General features: G+C 72.4%; 12 protein-coding genes. 7 read left to right on the forward strand and 5 right to left on the reverse strand.

Going from position 1 to position 14071, the window contains the following annotated elements; genetic code table 11:
* Positions 1-354, reverse strand: a 354-nt coding sequence (locus ITP53_RS47040) for a hypothetical protein (protein WP_407941392.1), incomplete at its 3' end; no start/stop codon positions are given.
* Positions 355-512: 158 nt separating this feature from the next.
* Positions 513-2348: an AMP-dependent synthetase/ligase gene (locus tag ITP53_RS47045; protein WP_195901982.1), complete on the reverse strand. Its 1836-nt coding sequence runs from the start codon at positions 2346-2348 to the stop codon at positions 513-515.
* A 149-nt stretch (positions 2349-2497) separates the two neighbouring features.
* Here ITP53_RS47045 and ITP53_RS47050 point away from each other — a divergent pair, with 149 nt between their 5' ends.
* Both ITP53_RS47050 and ITP53_RS47055 read left to right on the forward strand, forming a co-directional pair.
* Positions 2498-3973 (forward strand): peptide MFS transporter, encoded by a 1476-nt coding sequence (locus ITP53_RS47050; RefSeq protein ID WP_195901983.1) that lies wholly within the window; start codon positions 2498-2500, stop codon positions 3971-3973.
* A gap of 11 nt (positions 3974-3984) precedes the next feature.
* On the forward strand, positions 3985-4593 hold the full coding sequence (locus ITP53_RS47055) for a trimeric intracellular cation channel family protein (protein WP_195901984.1): 609 nt from the start codon (positions 3985-3987) through the stop codon (positions 4591-4593).
* Positions 4594-4608: 15 nt separating this feature from the next.
* Here the strand turns inward: ITP53_RS47055 and yczR are convergent, their stop codons facing one another.
* The gene (yczR, locus tag ITP53_RS47060) at positions 4609-6039 is read right to left on the reverse strand and encodes a MocR-like transcription factor YczR (RefSeq protein WP_195901985.1); all 1431 of its coding nucleotides are present in this window, start codon (positions 6037-6039) and stop codon (positions 4609-4611) included.
* Positions 6040-6102: 63 nt separating this feature from the next.
* Here yczR and yczE point away from each other — a divergent pair, with 63 nt between their 5' ends.
* The 3 genes from yczE (at position 6103) to ITP53_RS47075 (ending at position 9470) form a co-directional block, all read left to right on the forward strand.
* Entirely contained in the window at positions 6103-6705 is a 603-nt protein-coding gene (gene yczE, locus ITP53_RS47065; RefSeq protein ID WP_195901986.1) for a membrane protein YczE, read from the forward strand.
* 80 nt (positions 6706-6785) lie between these two features.
* Complete coding sequence (locus tag ITP53_RS47070) at positions 6786-8570, forward strand: glycoside hydrolase family 15 protein (RefSeq protein WP_195901987.1); 1785 nt, start codon at positions 6786-6788, stop codon at positions 8568-8570.
* Between the two features lie 78 nt (positions 8571-8648).
* Positions 8649-9470, forward strand: coding sequence for a hypothetical protein (locus ITP53_RS47075; RefSeq protein WP_195901988.1), 822 nt, complete (start codon positions 8649-8651; stop codon positions 9468-9470).
* A gap of 21 nt (positions 9471-9491) precedes the next feature.
* On the opposite strand, the gene ITP53_RS47080 is transcribed toward ITP53_RS47075, so the two are convergent.
* Positions 9492-10406, reverse strand: coding sequence for a lytic transglycosylase domain-containing protein (locus ITP53_RS47080; protein ID WP_195901989.1), 915 nt, complete (start codon positions 10404-10406; stop codon positions 9492-9494).
* A 54-nt stretch (positions 10407-10460) separates the two neighbouring features.
* Between ITP53_RS47080 and ITP53_RS59825 the strand changes: the two genes are divergently transcribed.
* The gene (locus ITP53_RS59825) at positions 10461-10586 is read left to right on the forward strand and encodes a hypothetical protein (protein ID WP_268961430.1); all 126 of its coding nucleotides are present in this window, start codon (positions 10461-10463) and stop codon (positions 10584-10586) included.
* A gap of 239 nt (positions 10587-10825) precedes the next feature.
* Here the strand turns inward: ITP53_RS59825 and ITP53_RS47085 are convergent, their stop codons facing one another.
* Entirely contained in the window at positions 10826-12145 is a 1320-nt protein-coding gene (locus ITP53_RS47085) for an acyltransferase family protein (RefSeq protein WP_195901990.1), read from the reverse strand.
* Positions 12146-12261: 116 nt separating this feature from the next.
* On the opposite strand from ITP53_RS47085, the gene ITP53_RS47090 reads away from it, so the two are divergent.
* On the forward strand, positions 12262-14071 hold a 1810-nt coding region (locus tag ITP53_RS47090), incomplete at its 3' end, for an aldehyde ferredoxin oxidoreductase C-terminal domain-containing protein (protein ID WP_195901991.1).

Here is a 14071-nt window from a genome sequence, read left to right on the forward strand (position 1 = left end):
CGGGTGCATGGGGCGGGGTTCCGGCCTCGCGGGCCGCGCCGGTGCGGGAGCCTGCCCGGCGGGAGACCGCCCAGTGGGAGACTGGGCCGGCGTGCCGGTGATCGGCGGCTTCGAGGTCAGGAGAGGGGCGTGCGGGGCGCCGGGTTCGACCTTGACGGTGACGCCGTCCTTGCCCGTCGCCCCCGTGGCGACCACGTCGATCACCAGCCGGATGGAATCGTGCGCACCGACCACGGGTTCCGCGGGACGTACGTTGATGGCGCGGATGACGGGCTCGGTCGCGGCGGAGTACGCGGGCGCGGGCGCCACGAGCGACCCCGCCGCGAGCGAGACGAGAAGAACGCTTCTGCTCATGATCGAGACGGTAGGAACGATCCGGTAATGACCAGGACCGCGACACGCGCCACGTATGGCAAAGCCACCAGCGGGCGCGGCACGCCGTCAGGCACCGCGCCGTCAGGCACCGCGCCGTCAGGCACCGCGCCGTCAGGCACCGGGAGCGCCCGAGCCGCTCAGCCGCCGTAGAGCCCTTCGATGACGTCGGCGTACTTCGCGTGGATGATCCGCCTCTTGAGCTTGAGGCTCGGCGTGAGCTCCTCGGTCTCGGCGGTCCACTCGGTGCCCAGCAGGGCCCACCTCTTGACCTGCTGCACCCTGGCCAGCTTGGCGTTGGCCGCCTCGACCGCCGCCTCCACCTCCTTGAGGATCTCGGGATGCGCGGCCAGCTCGGCCAAGGACGTGTACGTGATGCCGCGCGCCCGCGCCCAGCCCGGCGCGACGTCGGCGTCGAGATTGAGCAGGGCCACCGGGTGCGGCCGGTTGTCTCCGTAGGCGAGGGCCTGGCCGATGAGCATGTGCTGCTTGAGGTGGTTCTCGATCTCGGCCGGGGAGATGTTCTCGCCGCCGGAGGTGATGATGAGCTCCTTCTTGCGATCCACGACCCGGTAGAAGCCGTCCTCGTCGACCGAGCCGATGTCACCGGTGTGCAGCCAGCCGTCGGCGTCGATGAGCTCGGCCGTGGCCTCGGGCCGGTTGAGGTAGCCGCGGGTGTTGAGCGGGCTGCGGGTGAGGAGCTCGCCGTCCTCGGCGACGCGGACCTCGACGCCGGGCTCGGCCCTGCCGACGGTGCCCAGGCGGTAGCAGGCGGGGCTGTTGCCGGTGAAGGCGCCGGTCGTCTCCGTCATGCCGTACACGTCGATGACCTTGAGCCCGAGCCCGGCGTAGAAGAGCTGCACGTCGGCGGGCAGCGGCGCGGCGCCGGTGGCGGTCCATCCGGCGCGGTCGAAGCCGATCAGGCCGCGGATGGGGGCGAGGGTCGAAGCGTCGGCGCGGTCGTATGCGTCCTGGATCTCAGGGGTGATCGTCCGGCCGTACTGGCCGGCCTCGACGTACGCGACGCCGGCCTTCATGGCCTCGCGCGCGGCGGCCTGCCGCTCCTCCGGCTGGGTGGCGAGTACGGCGAGCAGGCGGGCCGCCATCTTCTCCCACACGCGCGGCACCCCGAAGAACATCATCGGCCTGACCTGGGCCAAGGCCGCCCCCAGGTTGGCCAGGTCGGTGCAGAAGTGCACGTGGGACGCCTTCACCAGTGGCAGGTAGAGGCTGAGCACGCGCTCGGCGATGTGCGCGTACGTGAGGTAGGAGATCTGGGTGCCGCGCTCGGGCAGGGAGGTGAGGCGGTCGGTGGCGGCGACCTCGTAGAAGATGTTCGCGTGGGTGAGCGGGACGCCCTTGGGCGTGCCGGTGGTGCCCGAGGTGTAGAGGACGGTGGCGACGTCGCCGGGGGTGACGGCGCGCCAGCGGGCCTCGACGAGGGCCGGGTCGGCGGCGAGCCGGGCGCGGCCGATGTCGAGGAAGTCCTGCCACGCCATGAACCGCTCGTCGTCCGGCGCCCCCTCCAGCATGATGATCGTGCGCAGGCCGTCCAGCCGGTCGAGCACAGGACGCCAGCGGGCCAGTTCGGCGGGGCCGCCGAGGACGGCGTACCTGGCGCGCGCGTCGGCGGCCACGAACGCGATCTGGCCGGGGGCGAACGTCGAGTAGACCGTGCAGCCGGCGCCGCCGGCGTGCACCGCGCCCAGGTCGGCGAGCACGTGCTCGCTGCGGTTGACCATCATGAGCGCCACCGAGTCGCCGGGTTCGAGCCCGAGCGCCACGAAGGCGGCGGCGATCTCCAGGACCCGTTGCCGCGCCTGCCCGTAGGTCAGCGTGCTCCAGCCGTCGCCTTCCTGGTCGGAATAGGCGGGCGCGTCGGGATGCTGCTCGGCGACCTGTCTGAGCCGTTCACCGATGGTACGGCCGGCGATCTGCCGCTCGATCTCCGCCCGGACTCCGAGGACTTCGGCCATGGCGCCAGCCTCCAGTCAGTGTTCACTTGCTCAAGAGGCATGCATCGCACCACAACGTCCGGGTAGCGGCAAGACCTTACTTGGGAAGATCCTCATCACTCACGTAGAGTGATCGATCGGATGCTTAAACGCGTCTTCGGGGGGCGTACATGACTGACGGCAGGACGTTCTTCGGGCATCCCTGGGGCCTGGCCACGCTGTTCGGCACCGAGGCATGGGAGCGGTTCAGCTGGTACGGCCTGCGCGCGATCCTCGCCACGTTCATGGCCGCGTCACCGGCGCACCAGGGCCTGGGCATGCCGGACGAGACGGCGCAGGCGGTGGTGGGCGTCTACGGGGCGCTCATCTACCTGGTGGCGCTGCCCGGCGGGTGGATCGCGGACCGGATCCTGGGGGCGCGCAGGTCGGTGTTCTGGGGCGGGTTCCTCATCATGCTGGGGCACATCAGCATGGCGGTCCCCGCGACGTCGCCGTTCTTCGTGTGGCTGGGACTGGGGTTGATCATCTCCGGCACCGGACTGCTCAAGCCGAACATGTCCGTCATGGTCGGGCGGCTCTACCCCGAAGGGGACGACGGGCGCAGGGACGCCGGGTTCTCGCTGTTCTACCTGAGCATCAACGTGGGCGCCTTCTTCGCGCCCATCGTGGTCGGCTGGCTGGCCGCCGGCGACCGCTGGCACCTGGGCTTCGGCGCCGCGGCGGTCGGCATGGCGCTCGGCCTGACCCAGTACGTCCGGGGCGGCCGGGCGTTGCTCGGCATCGGCGAGCGGCCCGGCCACCGCCTCTCCCCCGCCGAACGCCGCCGCTTCGGCCGGCTCCTCGCCCTCGGCGCGGGCGCGGCCGTGATCGTGCTGGCGGTGTGGGCGGCGTCGGGCACGCTCACGATCGACCGGCTCGCCCTGGCGATCACCGTGATCATCCTCATCGTGCCCATCGGGTACTTCGGCTACATCCTGCTGGGCAGCCACAACCTCACGGAGGACGAGCGGATCCGGATGAAGGCGTACATCTGGCTGTTCGTGGCGGCGGCCGTCTTCTGGATGGTCTACGACCTGGCGCCGAGCAAGCTGCTGTTCTTCGCCAGGGACCACACGGACCTGTCGTTGTCCGGCGTCCCGATCCAGCCGGCGACGACGCAGTCGTTCAACCCGCTGTTCATCATGATCTTCGTTCCGGTGTTCGCGGCGTTGTGGGTGAAGCTGGGCACGCGGGTGAGCACGCCGCAGAAGTTCTCGTTCGCGCTGGTCACGGTGGGTTTGAGCTTCGTGGTCATGTCCGTCGTCGCCGGGCTGGCGGGGGCCGGCCGGGTGTCGGTGTGGTGGCTCGTGCTGGTCTACCTGATCCAGGTGTTCGGCGAGTTGTCGCTGAGCCCGGTCGGGTTGTCGGTGACGACGAAGCTGGCGCCCGAGGCGTTCAAGGGGCAGATGCTCGGCCTGTGGTTCATCTCGATATCGGTGGGCGACGCGGTCGGCGGGCAGACGGGGAGGCTCAGCCAGGTGCTGTCCGAGCCCATGTACTACCTGGTGCTGGCGGTCCTGGCGATCCTGGCCGGGCTGGCGCTGCTCATGTTCGCGCGGAAGCTGCGGGTGATGATGGCCGAGCATCATGAGCCCGCCATCAGGTAGACATTCCGAACGTGTCAGAAATTCTCGATCTCGCCGGCATTTTCGTCTTCGCTCTGTCGGGGGCGCTCATGGGCGTGCGCAAGCGGCTCGACGTGGTGGGGATGGGGGTGCTGGCCGAGATGACCGCCCTGGGCGGCGGCCTCGTACGGGATCTGATACTCAACGTGCGGCCCATCGCCTTCCAGAGCCTCGGCTACGTGCTCGTGCCGGTGGCGGCGACGGTGATCGTGTTCTTCTTCCACCCGCACGTGGCGCGGGTGATGCCGGCCATCCTGGTGCTGGACGCGGCCGGGCTCGGGTTGTTCTGCGCGGTCGGCACGGAGAAGGCCCTGGAGTACGGCCTCAGCCCGCTGCACGCCGCGCTGCTGGGGGTGACCACGGCGGTGGGCGGCGGGATGCTCCGCGACGTGCTGGCCGGGGAGATCCCCACGCTGCTCTACGACCGGCAGCTCTACGCGGTCCCCGCCCTGCTGGGCTCGGCCGCGATGGCGGCTCTCTACTCCTTCGGGCTGTTCGGCTGGCCGGCGACACTGGCTGCGGCGATGCTGGCGTTCGGGCTGCGGATCGCGGCCATGCGCCGCAAGTGGCGGGCGCCGCTGGCCAGAGGGCTCGGCGAATGAGGCCCCCGGCGTCGCTCACACCATCGCGATGAGCGGGTCCGCCGGGCGGGCGGAGCCGGTGGGGCCGTGGTCCCTGGCGGCGCGCAGGCGGGTGACCACGTCGGCCAGGGCCAGGGGCGGCTGGGTGTAGGGCAGGCGCAGGTAGCCTTCCAGCGCGCCCTCCAGGCCGAACCAGGGGCCGGGCGCGAGGCGTACACCGTGGGTGAGCGCGGCCTCGGCCAGCGGGGTGGCGCCGCCTCCGCCCAGGCGTACCCACAGCGTGCCGCCGCCGCGCGGCACGGAGAACGTCCACTCCGGCAGGTGCTCGCGCAGCTCCGACACCAGCGCGTCGCGGGAGGCGCGCAGCGTGCGGCGGCGTTCTGCCCGGGTCTCCTCCAGCCTGTCGAACAGCCGGGCCACCACCAGTTGCTCCAGCACCGGGCTGGCGAGGTCCACCGACGAGCGGAACACGGCCAGGCGGCGGGCCAGCGCCGCCGTGGTGCGCACCCAGCCGATGCGCAGCCCACCCCACCACAGCTTGGACGCCGAGCCGACGCTGATCACGCGGCTGTCGGTGTCGAACGCGCCCATCGGGGAGGTGCGCGGCACGTCGTCGAGCGCCAGCTCCGTCCAGGTCTCGTCGACCAGCAGCATCGTGTCCGCCCGGCGGGCCGCCGCCACGATGGCGGCGCGGGTGGCGTCGTCCATGAGGGCGCCGGTCGGGTTCTGGAAGTCGGGCATGAGGTAGGCCAGGCGGGCGCCGGACTGGCGCATGGCGCCGATCACCAGGTCCGTCTGCCAGCCCTCGTGCGAGATCCCGACCGGGACGATCCTGGCGGCGCGCCGCCGGGCCACGTCGATGGCGTGCGGGTACGTCGGCGACTCCACGAGCACCGGGTCGCCCGCGCCGATGAGCAGGCCGAGGACGAGGTGGATGGCGTGCTGGGCGCCGGTGGTGACGACGATCTGCTCGGGCCTGGTGGCCAGCCCCTTGGCGGTGTGGTACGCGGCGATGCGCTCCCTGAGAACCGGCAGGCCCAGGGGGTCGTAGCCGTTGCCCATGGCGTACCTGGGCAGGTCCTCGACCGCCTCCGTCATCGCCGTCCTGAGCGCCGACGTCGCGGCCGGGGCGGCGCACTGGAGCTGGACCAGGCCGTCGTCGCCGGTGGCGAGCCACGGATTGTCGGCCGTCGTGGCCGCGTCGGGCAGGGCGGTCCAGCTTCCCGAGCCCTGGCGGCTCTCCAGGTAGCCGCGCTCGCGCAGCAGGTCGTACGCGGAGGTGACGGTGGTGCGGCTGACCTGGAGGGTTTCCGCCAGGTGGCGTTCCGCGGGCATGCGGACGCGTACCGGGAGCCGGCCGTCCATGATCAGGGCGCGTACGCCGTCCGCGAGGGCCCGGTAGTAAGGGCGCGCGCCCGGATCGACGTCGACCAGCCGCGCCACCTGCGTCGCCGACATATGCCTCATAAGGCCACTTTTCATGATTGGCCCTGTTATGGCAAGTGAGTGGCCTGCCACTCTTGGGCCATTATGAGCGAAACAACCGTCTCGCGGACGGCCTCCTTCCCCGCCAGGCTCGTCCGGCTCTACGGCGGGCTGGCCCTGTACGGCTCAGGCATCGGCCTGCAGGTGGAGTCCGGGCTGGGCAACGACCCCTGGGACGTGTTCCATCAGGGGCTGGCCGTCCGGGGCGGGCTGTCCATCGGGACGGTCATCATCGGGGTCGGCGCCCTGGTGATGTTGTTGTGGATCCCGCTGAAGCAGAAGCCGGGGATCGGGACCGTCAGCAACGTGGTGTTCCTCGGCCTGTTCGCCGACGCCGCGATCGCCCTGCTGCCCACTCCCGAGCACCTGGCGGTCCAGGGCGGGTACGTGGTGCTGGCGGTCGTCGCCATCGCGCTGGCCACCGTGCTCTACATCGGCGCCGGCCTGGGTCCCGGGCCCCGCGACGGACTCATGACCGGGCTGGTCAGGCTCGGCCTGTCGGTGCGGCTCGGCCGATTTCTCATCGAGGTCACCGTACTGGCCGCGGGCTGGCTGCTCGGCGGCACGGTCGGCGTGGGGACGCTGGTGTTCGCGCTGGCCATCGGGCCGTTGACACAACTCTTCGCGCGCTGGTTCCCACTGACGTGATCCCGTGGCCGGGCCGGGCATGACGCGACATGATCGAACCCGGCCACGGGATCACCCCTTCGCCGAGTAGCGTCTGTGGCATGCGGATCGAGGATTATGCCCTGATCGGAGACATGCAGTCAGCCGCGCTGGTCGGCAGGGACGGGTCGATCGACTGGTTGTGCCTGCCCAGGTTCGACTCGCCGTCGTGTTTCTCAGCACTGCTGGGCAGCGAGCGCAACGGGCACTGGTGGCTCGGGCCGACGGGCCGCAAGCCGGCCACCAGGCGCCGCTACCGTCCCGACACGCTCATCCTGGAGAGCGAATGGGACACGCCCACGGGGACGGTCCGCGTGACCGACTTCATGCCGCCGCGTGACCGCAACCCCGACGTCGTACGCATCATCGAGGGCGTGTCCGGCAGCGTGGAGATGTCCACACAGCTCAGAGTGCGCTTCGACTACGGGCGGATCGTGCCGTGGATACGCCGCAGCGACGGGCACCTGCAGGCCGTCGGCGGCCCGGACTCGGTGTGGCTGCACTCCCCCGTGCCGTTGAAGGGCGGCGACTACGCGCACCGGGCGACCTTCACGGTGAACGAGGGCGACCGGGTGCCGTTCGTCTTCACCTGGCATCCGTCGCACGAGCGGATGCCGCCGCAGATCCAGGCCGAGGACCAGCTCAACCAGACCGAGGTCATGTGGGCGGACTGGGTGTCCAGGTGCACCTATGACGGGCCCTACCGCGAGGCCGTGACGCGTTCGCTCATCACGCTGAAGGCGCTCACGTACTCGCCGACCGGCGGCATCGTGGCCGCCCCCACCACCTCGCTGCCGGAGAACCTGGGCGGAGTGCGTAACTGGGACTACCGGTTCTGCTGGTTGCGGGACGCGACGCTGACGCTGGACGCGCTGATCAGCTCCGGCTATCTGGAGGAGGCGGCGGACTGGCGTTCGTGGCTGCTGCGGGCCATCGCGGGCCGCCCCCAGGACCTGCAGATCATGTACGGCGTCGCGGGCGAGCGGCGGCTGCCCGAGCTGCTGCTGGACTGGCTCGACGGCTACGAGGAGTCCCGGCCCGTCAGGATCGGCAACGAGGCGGTGAAACAGCTCCAGCTCGACGTGTACGGGGAGGTGATGAACTGCCTCTACGTCTCGCGTGCGCGCGGGCTCGCCCCCGACGAGCGGGCGTGGGCCATCCAGCGGCAGCTGCTCGACTACGTGGAGGAGCACTGGGACCAGCCGGACGAGGGGCTGTGGGAGGTCCGCGGGCCGCGGCGCCACTTCGTGCACTCCAAGGTGATGTGCTGGGCGGCGCTCGACCGGGGCGTCAAGTACGTCGAGGAGTTCGGGCGGTCGGGTCCCGTGGACAGGTGGCGTGAGCTGCGGGAGGTCGTCCACGCGGAGATCTGCGACAAGGGGTTCGACCCGGGGCGCAACACGTTCACGCAGTCGTACGGGTCGTCGGAGCTGGACGCGGCGCTGCTGATGATCCCCATGGTGGGCTTCCTGCCCGCCGACGACCCCCGGGTGCTCGGGACGGTGGCGGCGATCGAGAAGGACCTCATGTCCGACGGGTTCGTGCTGCGCTACCCGCTCGCCGAGGACAACAACGTGGACGGGCTGCCCGGCGGTGAGGGCGCCTTCCTGGCCTGCAGTTTCTGGCTGGTGGAGGTGATGGCGATGCAGGGGCGCAAGGACGAGGCCAAGGACCTGTTCGAACGCCTGCTGACCCTGCGCAACGACGTGGGCCTGCTGGCGGAGGAGTACGACCCCCGCTACGACCGCCTGGTCGGCAACTTTCCGCAGGCCTTCAGCCACGTTCCGCTGATCCACGCCGCCCGCGCCCTGTCGGTGACCCCCCGCCCCGGTCCCGTCTCCGGCTGAGTCCCGGCAGGCGCGTCTGTCGTTCGTGGCGGCTCTCGTTCGTGGCAGCTATCGTTCGTGGCAGCTGGGAGGGGTCGCATGCGAGCGTGGCTGGTGGTGGGCTGGTTATGTCTGGTGCCGATCCTGCAGGCGTGCGGCACCGGCGCCGACCGCGCGGCCGACGCCAGGACCGTCTACTGCCTCGGCGGCGGCCAGCGGGCGGCGCTCGCCGAGGCCGCCGTCGCGCTGCAGCTGGCGATGGCGGGGACCGCGCGCGACCAGGTCACGGTGTCGGGGCGGGAGCTGACGCTGGAGGACTGGCGTAAGGAGCGGGCCCCGGCGTTCGACCGGGCCTGTTCGGCGCTGGCGGCGGCGTCGAAGGACGGGCCCGCCCCCGCGCCGTCGTCCGGGCTCGACGCGCTGCTGGCCGTGCTGTTGCCGGTGGCGCTCGGCGCGGGCCTCACCCTGGTGACCGCCGAATGGCGCAGCGCCCGCGACCTGGGCCGGCTGCGCGCCGACGGGGTGCGTACCGCGGCTCATGCCTTCGTCGAGGCCGCACGGGACTACGCCGGCGCCTGGGTGGGGCTGAAGTACGGAGACGCGTCGCCCCGCGACGACCTGCTCGGGAGGCTCCGGGGTGAGCTCGACGGGCAACTGCGCAGGGTCGAGGTCGTCCGGCGCGGGTGGCGGGCCGTGGGGCGGCTGCGCGCGACCCTGGACTCCGGCCCGTTGGGCGCCTCCCTGTCAGAGGGCTGGCAGGACGCGTCGCCGGCGCGAGCCGAGCGGGAACGGCGGCTCGAGGCGGTGCTGGCCGAGTTCGACGCGGACTGTGAGCGGGTGGCGCACGGGCTGGAGAGGCCGGGCCGGCGCCACCCGGAGCTGCGTGCGGCGACGCCGGACGGGGAGGGCTCGGCGGGCTGACGGGTGCACCGAAGTGGCGGCTCAGCGGGGGCCGGTGAGGCGGCGTTCGCCGGCGGTGGTGAGGACGAAGACCTGCCAGTTGTAGTAGACGTAATAGTTTCTGGCGTCGCGCTTGATCTGGCGGGCATGCAGGAGGATGGCGTCGACGTACGCCTGGGACGGGTTGTAGGCGTGCAGGGCCCGCTGGTAGTCGCGGGGGGCGCCGGTGGCCTTCAGGTAGTTGGCCGCCGCCATGACGGCATCGCGCGGATCCTGGACGTCGCCGCCCATGCCGTACGCCTTCCAGGTCGCGGGCATGAACTGCATCGGCCCCTGGGCGCCGACGTGGCTGTCCGACCGCACCCGGCCGAACTTCGTCTCCGCGAACATCACCGCCGCCAGCACCTCCCACTCCACCCCGAACCTGCGCTCGGCCCGCTTGAAGTGGCCGAGGAGCTCGGCGGCGGGGCGGGGACGCTGGACCTTGAAGACGGCGTCGGGCTTGATGGGGTGGGCCAGGGCGAGCAGCTCGCGGATGGCCGCCGTGTTGTCCTTGGCCTGGGCGGCCAGGGGCGCGGGGAGTCGGGCGAAGGCGCGGGAGGCGACCTTGGGGTGGCGGGCGGCGTAGCGGTAGATCCGCTGCTGGTACAGGGCCAGGAGCTCGACGTCCGCCGGCGGTTTCCCGTCCTTGCCCCACGCGTCGATGGCGTCGTTGAGCGCACCGGTGGTCCGCCGCAGGGCCGAGGCCAGGGCGGCGGCGGTTTCGGGGACCGGCTCGTCCGGTGCGGGGATCGCCGCGCCGCCGGCCGGCGTGGCGGGGGTGCCGGCGCTCGCCGTGTCGGTGGGTGTGGTCGTCAGGGACTGTCGCTCCGGGGCCGCGGTCCCGCAGGCCACCACGCCGGCGAGCGTCACCATCACGGCGACGGCACGGGCCCGGCTCTTCCTGTGCTCCCGCATGACCTCCATGAAAGGCCAACCTACCCGGAACGGGTCCCGCCGGAGGCGTCCGCGGTGTACGGGTCCGGTGTGTCCTGGGGCGGCTGGACGGTGCCGGTGGCCGTGGAACTGGCCCTGGTCGTCGGCAGTGGCCTGCTCATGCTGGTCCTGGCCACCGCCAGGTTCAACCGCCCGTCGTGAGCCCCTGACCCGGCCGGTGGTCACGGTAGTGCGGTGGCGACCTCGCGCAGGCGGGAGGAGGCGTCGCCGGTGATCGGGGCGCCGTCGGCCGGCTCGCGATCCACTCGCGCGGGCGGCGGGGCTGGCATCGGCGGCAGCCCGTCGTAGGGTCGCCGGGCGCGGCAGCGAACGGTCGCGGGAGCGGAGCAAGCGGCGCACCCGCCGGCGCATCTCCGAACACCCTTCCTGGAACGTTCCATTCAGGATTCGCCGCGCCGCCCCCACCGCAGGGCGGCGGCCCCGGCGAAGTAGGCGGCCAGGGCCGCCGTGGGCAGGGCGGCGGGGCCGTGGTGCCCGGCGCCGGCCAGGCTGATGCCGAGCAGCCCGGCCACGACTCCGGCCAGCCCGGCCACGGTGAGCACAGGCCCGCCCGCGGGCTCGGCGGGCGAGCCTGGGCGGCGTTCCACCCATCCGAACGCGGAGACCAGCAGGCCGAGGATCACCGAGAGTACGGCCAGCCACGGCAGGCGCAGCAGCAGCCAGGAACCTGACCCCGGAGGCGCCTGCGGGAACAGCCCGGACGGGAACAGGAGCAGCACACCGAGCACGGCGGCGGTCATGTGCCACAGGAACAAGGTCATGATCAGCGAATTGACCGCGACGACGATCGTCCACGGGCGCGGGTCGCGCAGCCACCGGTTCACGGGGTCGTGCAGCAGCAGCGCCAGGCCCGTCTGCGCGGTGGCCAGCGCCAGCAGGGCCAGGGTGGGCGGCGAGGTGTTCTGGATCTCCTCGCCCGCCACGCCCACCATGCTGACCGGGTAGGGGCCGAACACCGTGAGCGCCACCAGGGCGGCCAGCCCGGCGAGCGTCAGGGGCAGCGCGACGGCGCGCCGGGGCGGCAGGCGCCCGTCCTGCCAGGCGAAGCCGAGCTGGTGGACGGCCAGCCAGAAGAACAAGAAGTTGCCCTCCCCCGCGTACGGGATGTCCGCGGCCATCCTGGCCACGTCGCCCAGCCCGACGAGGACGGCCAGCGCGACCGGCACGGCCAGGCCGAAGCGGCGGTGCAGGGCGTGCATCGGCGGTGTCAGTGCCACCGCGGCCAGATACGCCACCAGGAACCACAGCGGGATCCCGGCCAGCCAGAGGGCCAGTCCGGTCACGGCGGGATCGGCTCCCGCCGCCCCCGCCGCCAGCCCCGCCACGGCGAGCACGGCCAGCAGCATGGTGGTGGGCCGCACCAGCCGGTCGGTACGCCGCAGCGTCCAGCCGGTGGCGTCCCCGCCGCGCCGGCGGTGCGCGGCGAGCGAGGCCGCGTTGGCGAAGCCGCCGACCAGGAAGAAGATCGGCATGACCTGGAACAGCCAGGTCACCGGCCGGGTCCACGGCACGAGGTCCACGATGCTGGCCCCGTGCGGGCGGCCGCCCTCGTAGGTCACCTGAACGGCCAGCCAGTGCCCGGTCACCACGGCGGCGATGGCGGCGGCGCGCAGGAAGTCGAGGTGGCGGTCCCGGTACTCAGGCGTCCGCTCGGCCTGGCGCCGCAGCACCCTGGCCGCCCGCCGGATGGCTCCCGTCATGTACCGGTCATTACCCACGTGACCGGCGAAGCGATCGCCCGGGATATGCCGCCTGGGGGCCGCTGTCCCAAGGTTGCGCCGTTGGGTGTTGTGTGATGTTGTGCCGCTTCTGTGGGGTGCGCGGCCAGTTTGTGGACGTGCTCCCCTTCTTCGTCCTGGGAGGCTTTGCCGTGCCGTTCATCGTCGATCTGACCAGTGGGAACGTCGAGCGTGAGAACCGATCCGCCGAGAAGGGGCATTTCGGTGGCTCCATCCTGGGGTTACGGCTGATGGCCGAGCGGACGCCCGCGGGGCTGGATCCGTACGATCCCCGGGCGCTGCTCTACGTCGCCGCTGGGACGCTGGGCGGGACGGCGGCGCCGGGGCTGGCCAAGGCGGTGTTCCTGGCCAAGTCGCCGCTGACGGGGGTGGCCGGCGAGTCGCACGCGCTCGGGCCGTTCGCGGCCGGGATGCGCGCGGCAGGGGCGAAGGCGCTGGTCGTCGTGGGACGGGCGGAGCGGCTGTCGTACCTGCTGGTCCAGGACGGTGAGGTCTCCTGTCACGACGCGAGCGAGCTGCGCGGGCTCGGGACCGCCGCCACGACCGACGCCCTGCGGGCCAGGCACGGGCGGGGCGCGCACGTGGCGGCGATCGGGCCCGCCGGGGAGAACCGCGTCAGGTACGCGAGCGTGGTCACCGACTATGCCTACCCCGCCGCCCGGTACGGCCTGGGCGCGGTCTTCGGCGCCAAGAACCTCAAGGCCATCGTGTGCGCGGGCGACGCGCCGGCGCCGGTGGCCGACCCCGGCACGGTCGCCGGGCTGGCCGCCTACTACCGCGACTCCCTCACCACCAACCCGCTCGCGGCGCTCCAGGCCGGTGAGCCGGGGTTCGCCGGGTGGGTGGGCGACCCGCTCGATCCCGGCTACGCCTCCGTGCGCAACTTCTCGGTGCCGGGGGCGAGCGGGCTGCGGGTCCCCGCCGCACGCGACTACGACGGCCGGGCCGTCTCGACCACGGGCGCGTGCCCCGGCTGCCCGAACGACTGTCTCAAGGTGTACGCGCCCGGCGGGGCCGAGCGGCGCTCAGGCGGCCTCGGGCAGGAGGCGTTCCTGTCGCTGGGCTGGAACCTCGGCATCGACGACCTCGACACCGTCCTTGCGGCCAACGCCCTGTGCAACGACCTCGGCCTCGACCCGGTCTCCCTCGGCGGCACGCTCGCCTTCGCCATGGAATGCGCCGGACGCGGCCTGCTGGAGGGCGGCCCGCGGTTCGGCGACGGGGCGGCGCTGCCGCGGCTGATCGGCGACGTCGCCGCGCGCGCCGGAGCCCTGGGCGACCTGCTCGCGGAAGGGTCGGCGCGGGCGGCCCGCGCGCTTGGCCGGGCGGCGGAGCCGTACGCGATGACCGTCAAGGGCGCCGAGCTGCCGTGTTTCGACCCCCGGAGCCAGCCGGGCATCGGGCTCGGGTACGCGATCGCGCCCGGCGGCCCGCGCTACGACGCACTGGAGCACGACCTCGACTTCGACCCGGTCGCCGGGCTGACCTACAGCTTCCCCGAGGCGCGGCGGATCGGGGTGGAGCCCGCCCCGGCCGGCGTGCTCGACGCGGAGCGGGGCCGGCGCACGGCCCGCCTGCTGCGGCTGTGGAGCGGCCTCGACGCGCTGAACCTGTGCGTCTTCGCCTCCACCCCCACCCGGCCGCTGACCATCGACCACCTGACCGCGCTGGTCACCGCCGTCCTCGGAACCGCCTTCACCCTGGACGACCTGCTCGCGGCGGGGCAGGAGAGGCTCGACCTGATGCGGGCGTACGCGGCCAGAGAAGGCGGCGGGCCGGACGAACTGCCCGCCCGGCTGCACGACGAACCGATCACCGAGGGACCTCACCAGGGCGGGGTGCTCGACCGCGCCGCCTTCAAGCGGGGCCTTGCCGCGCTCTATGAGG

Source organism: Nonomuraea cypriaca (assembly GCF_015645445.1).
Classification (GTDB): domain Bacteria; phylum Actinomycetota; class Actinomycetes; order Streptosporangiales; family Streptosporangiaceae; genus Nonomuraea; species Nonomuraea cypriaca.

Excerpts from the sequence above, each read along its gene's own strand:
- ITP53_RS47045 (WP_195901982.1), bottom strand. The coding sequence starts at position 2,348 with ATGGCCGAAGTCCTCGGAGTCCGGGCGGAGATCGAGCGGCAGATCGCC.
- ITP53_RS47050 (WP_195901983.1), top strand. The coding sequence starts at position 2,498 with ATGACTGACGGCAGGACGTTCTTCGGGCATCCCTGGGGCCTGGCCACG.
- yczR (WP_195901985.1), bottom strand. The coding sequence starts at position 6,039 with ATGAGGCATATGTCGGCGACGCAGGTGGCGCGGCTGGTCGACGTCGAT.
- yczE (WP_195901986.1), top strand. The coding sequence starts at position 6,103 with ATGAGCGAAACAACCGTCTCGCGGACGGCCTCCTTCCCCGCCAGGCTC.
- ITP53_RS47070 (WP_195901987.1), top strand. The coding sequence starts at position 6,786 with ATGCGGATCGAGGATTATGCCCTGATCGGAGACATGCAGTCAGCCGCG.
- ITP53_RS47075 (WP_195901988.1), top strand. The coding sequence starts at position 8,649 with ATGCGAGCGTGGCTGGTGGTGGGCTGGTTATGTCTGGTGCCGATCCTG.
- ITP53_RS47080 (WP_195901989.1), bottom strand. The coding sequence starts at position 10,406 with ATGCGGGAGCACAGGAAGAGCCGGGCCCGTGCCGTCGCCGTGATGGTG.
- ITP53_RS47085 (WP_195901990.1), bottom strand. The coding sequence starts at position 12,145 with ATGACGGGAGCCATCCGGCGGGCGGCCAGGGTGCTGCGGCGCCAGGCC.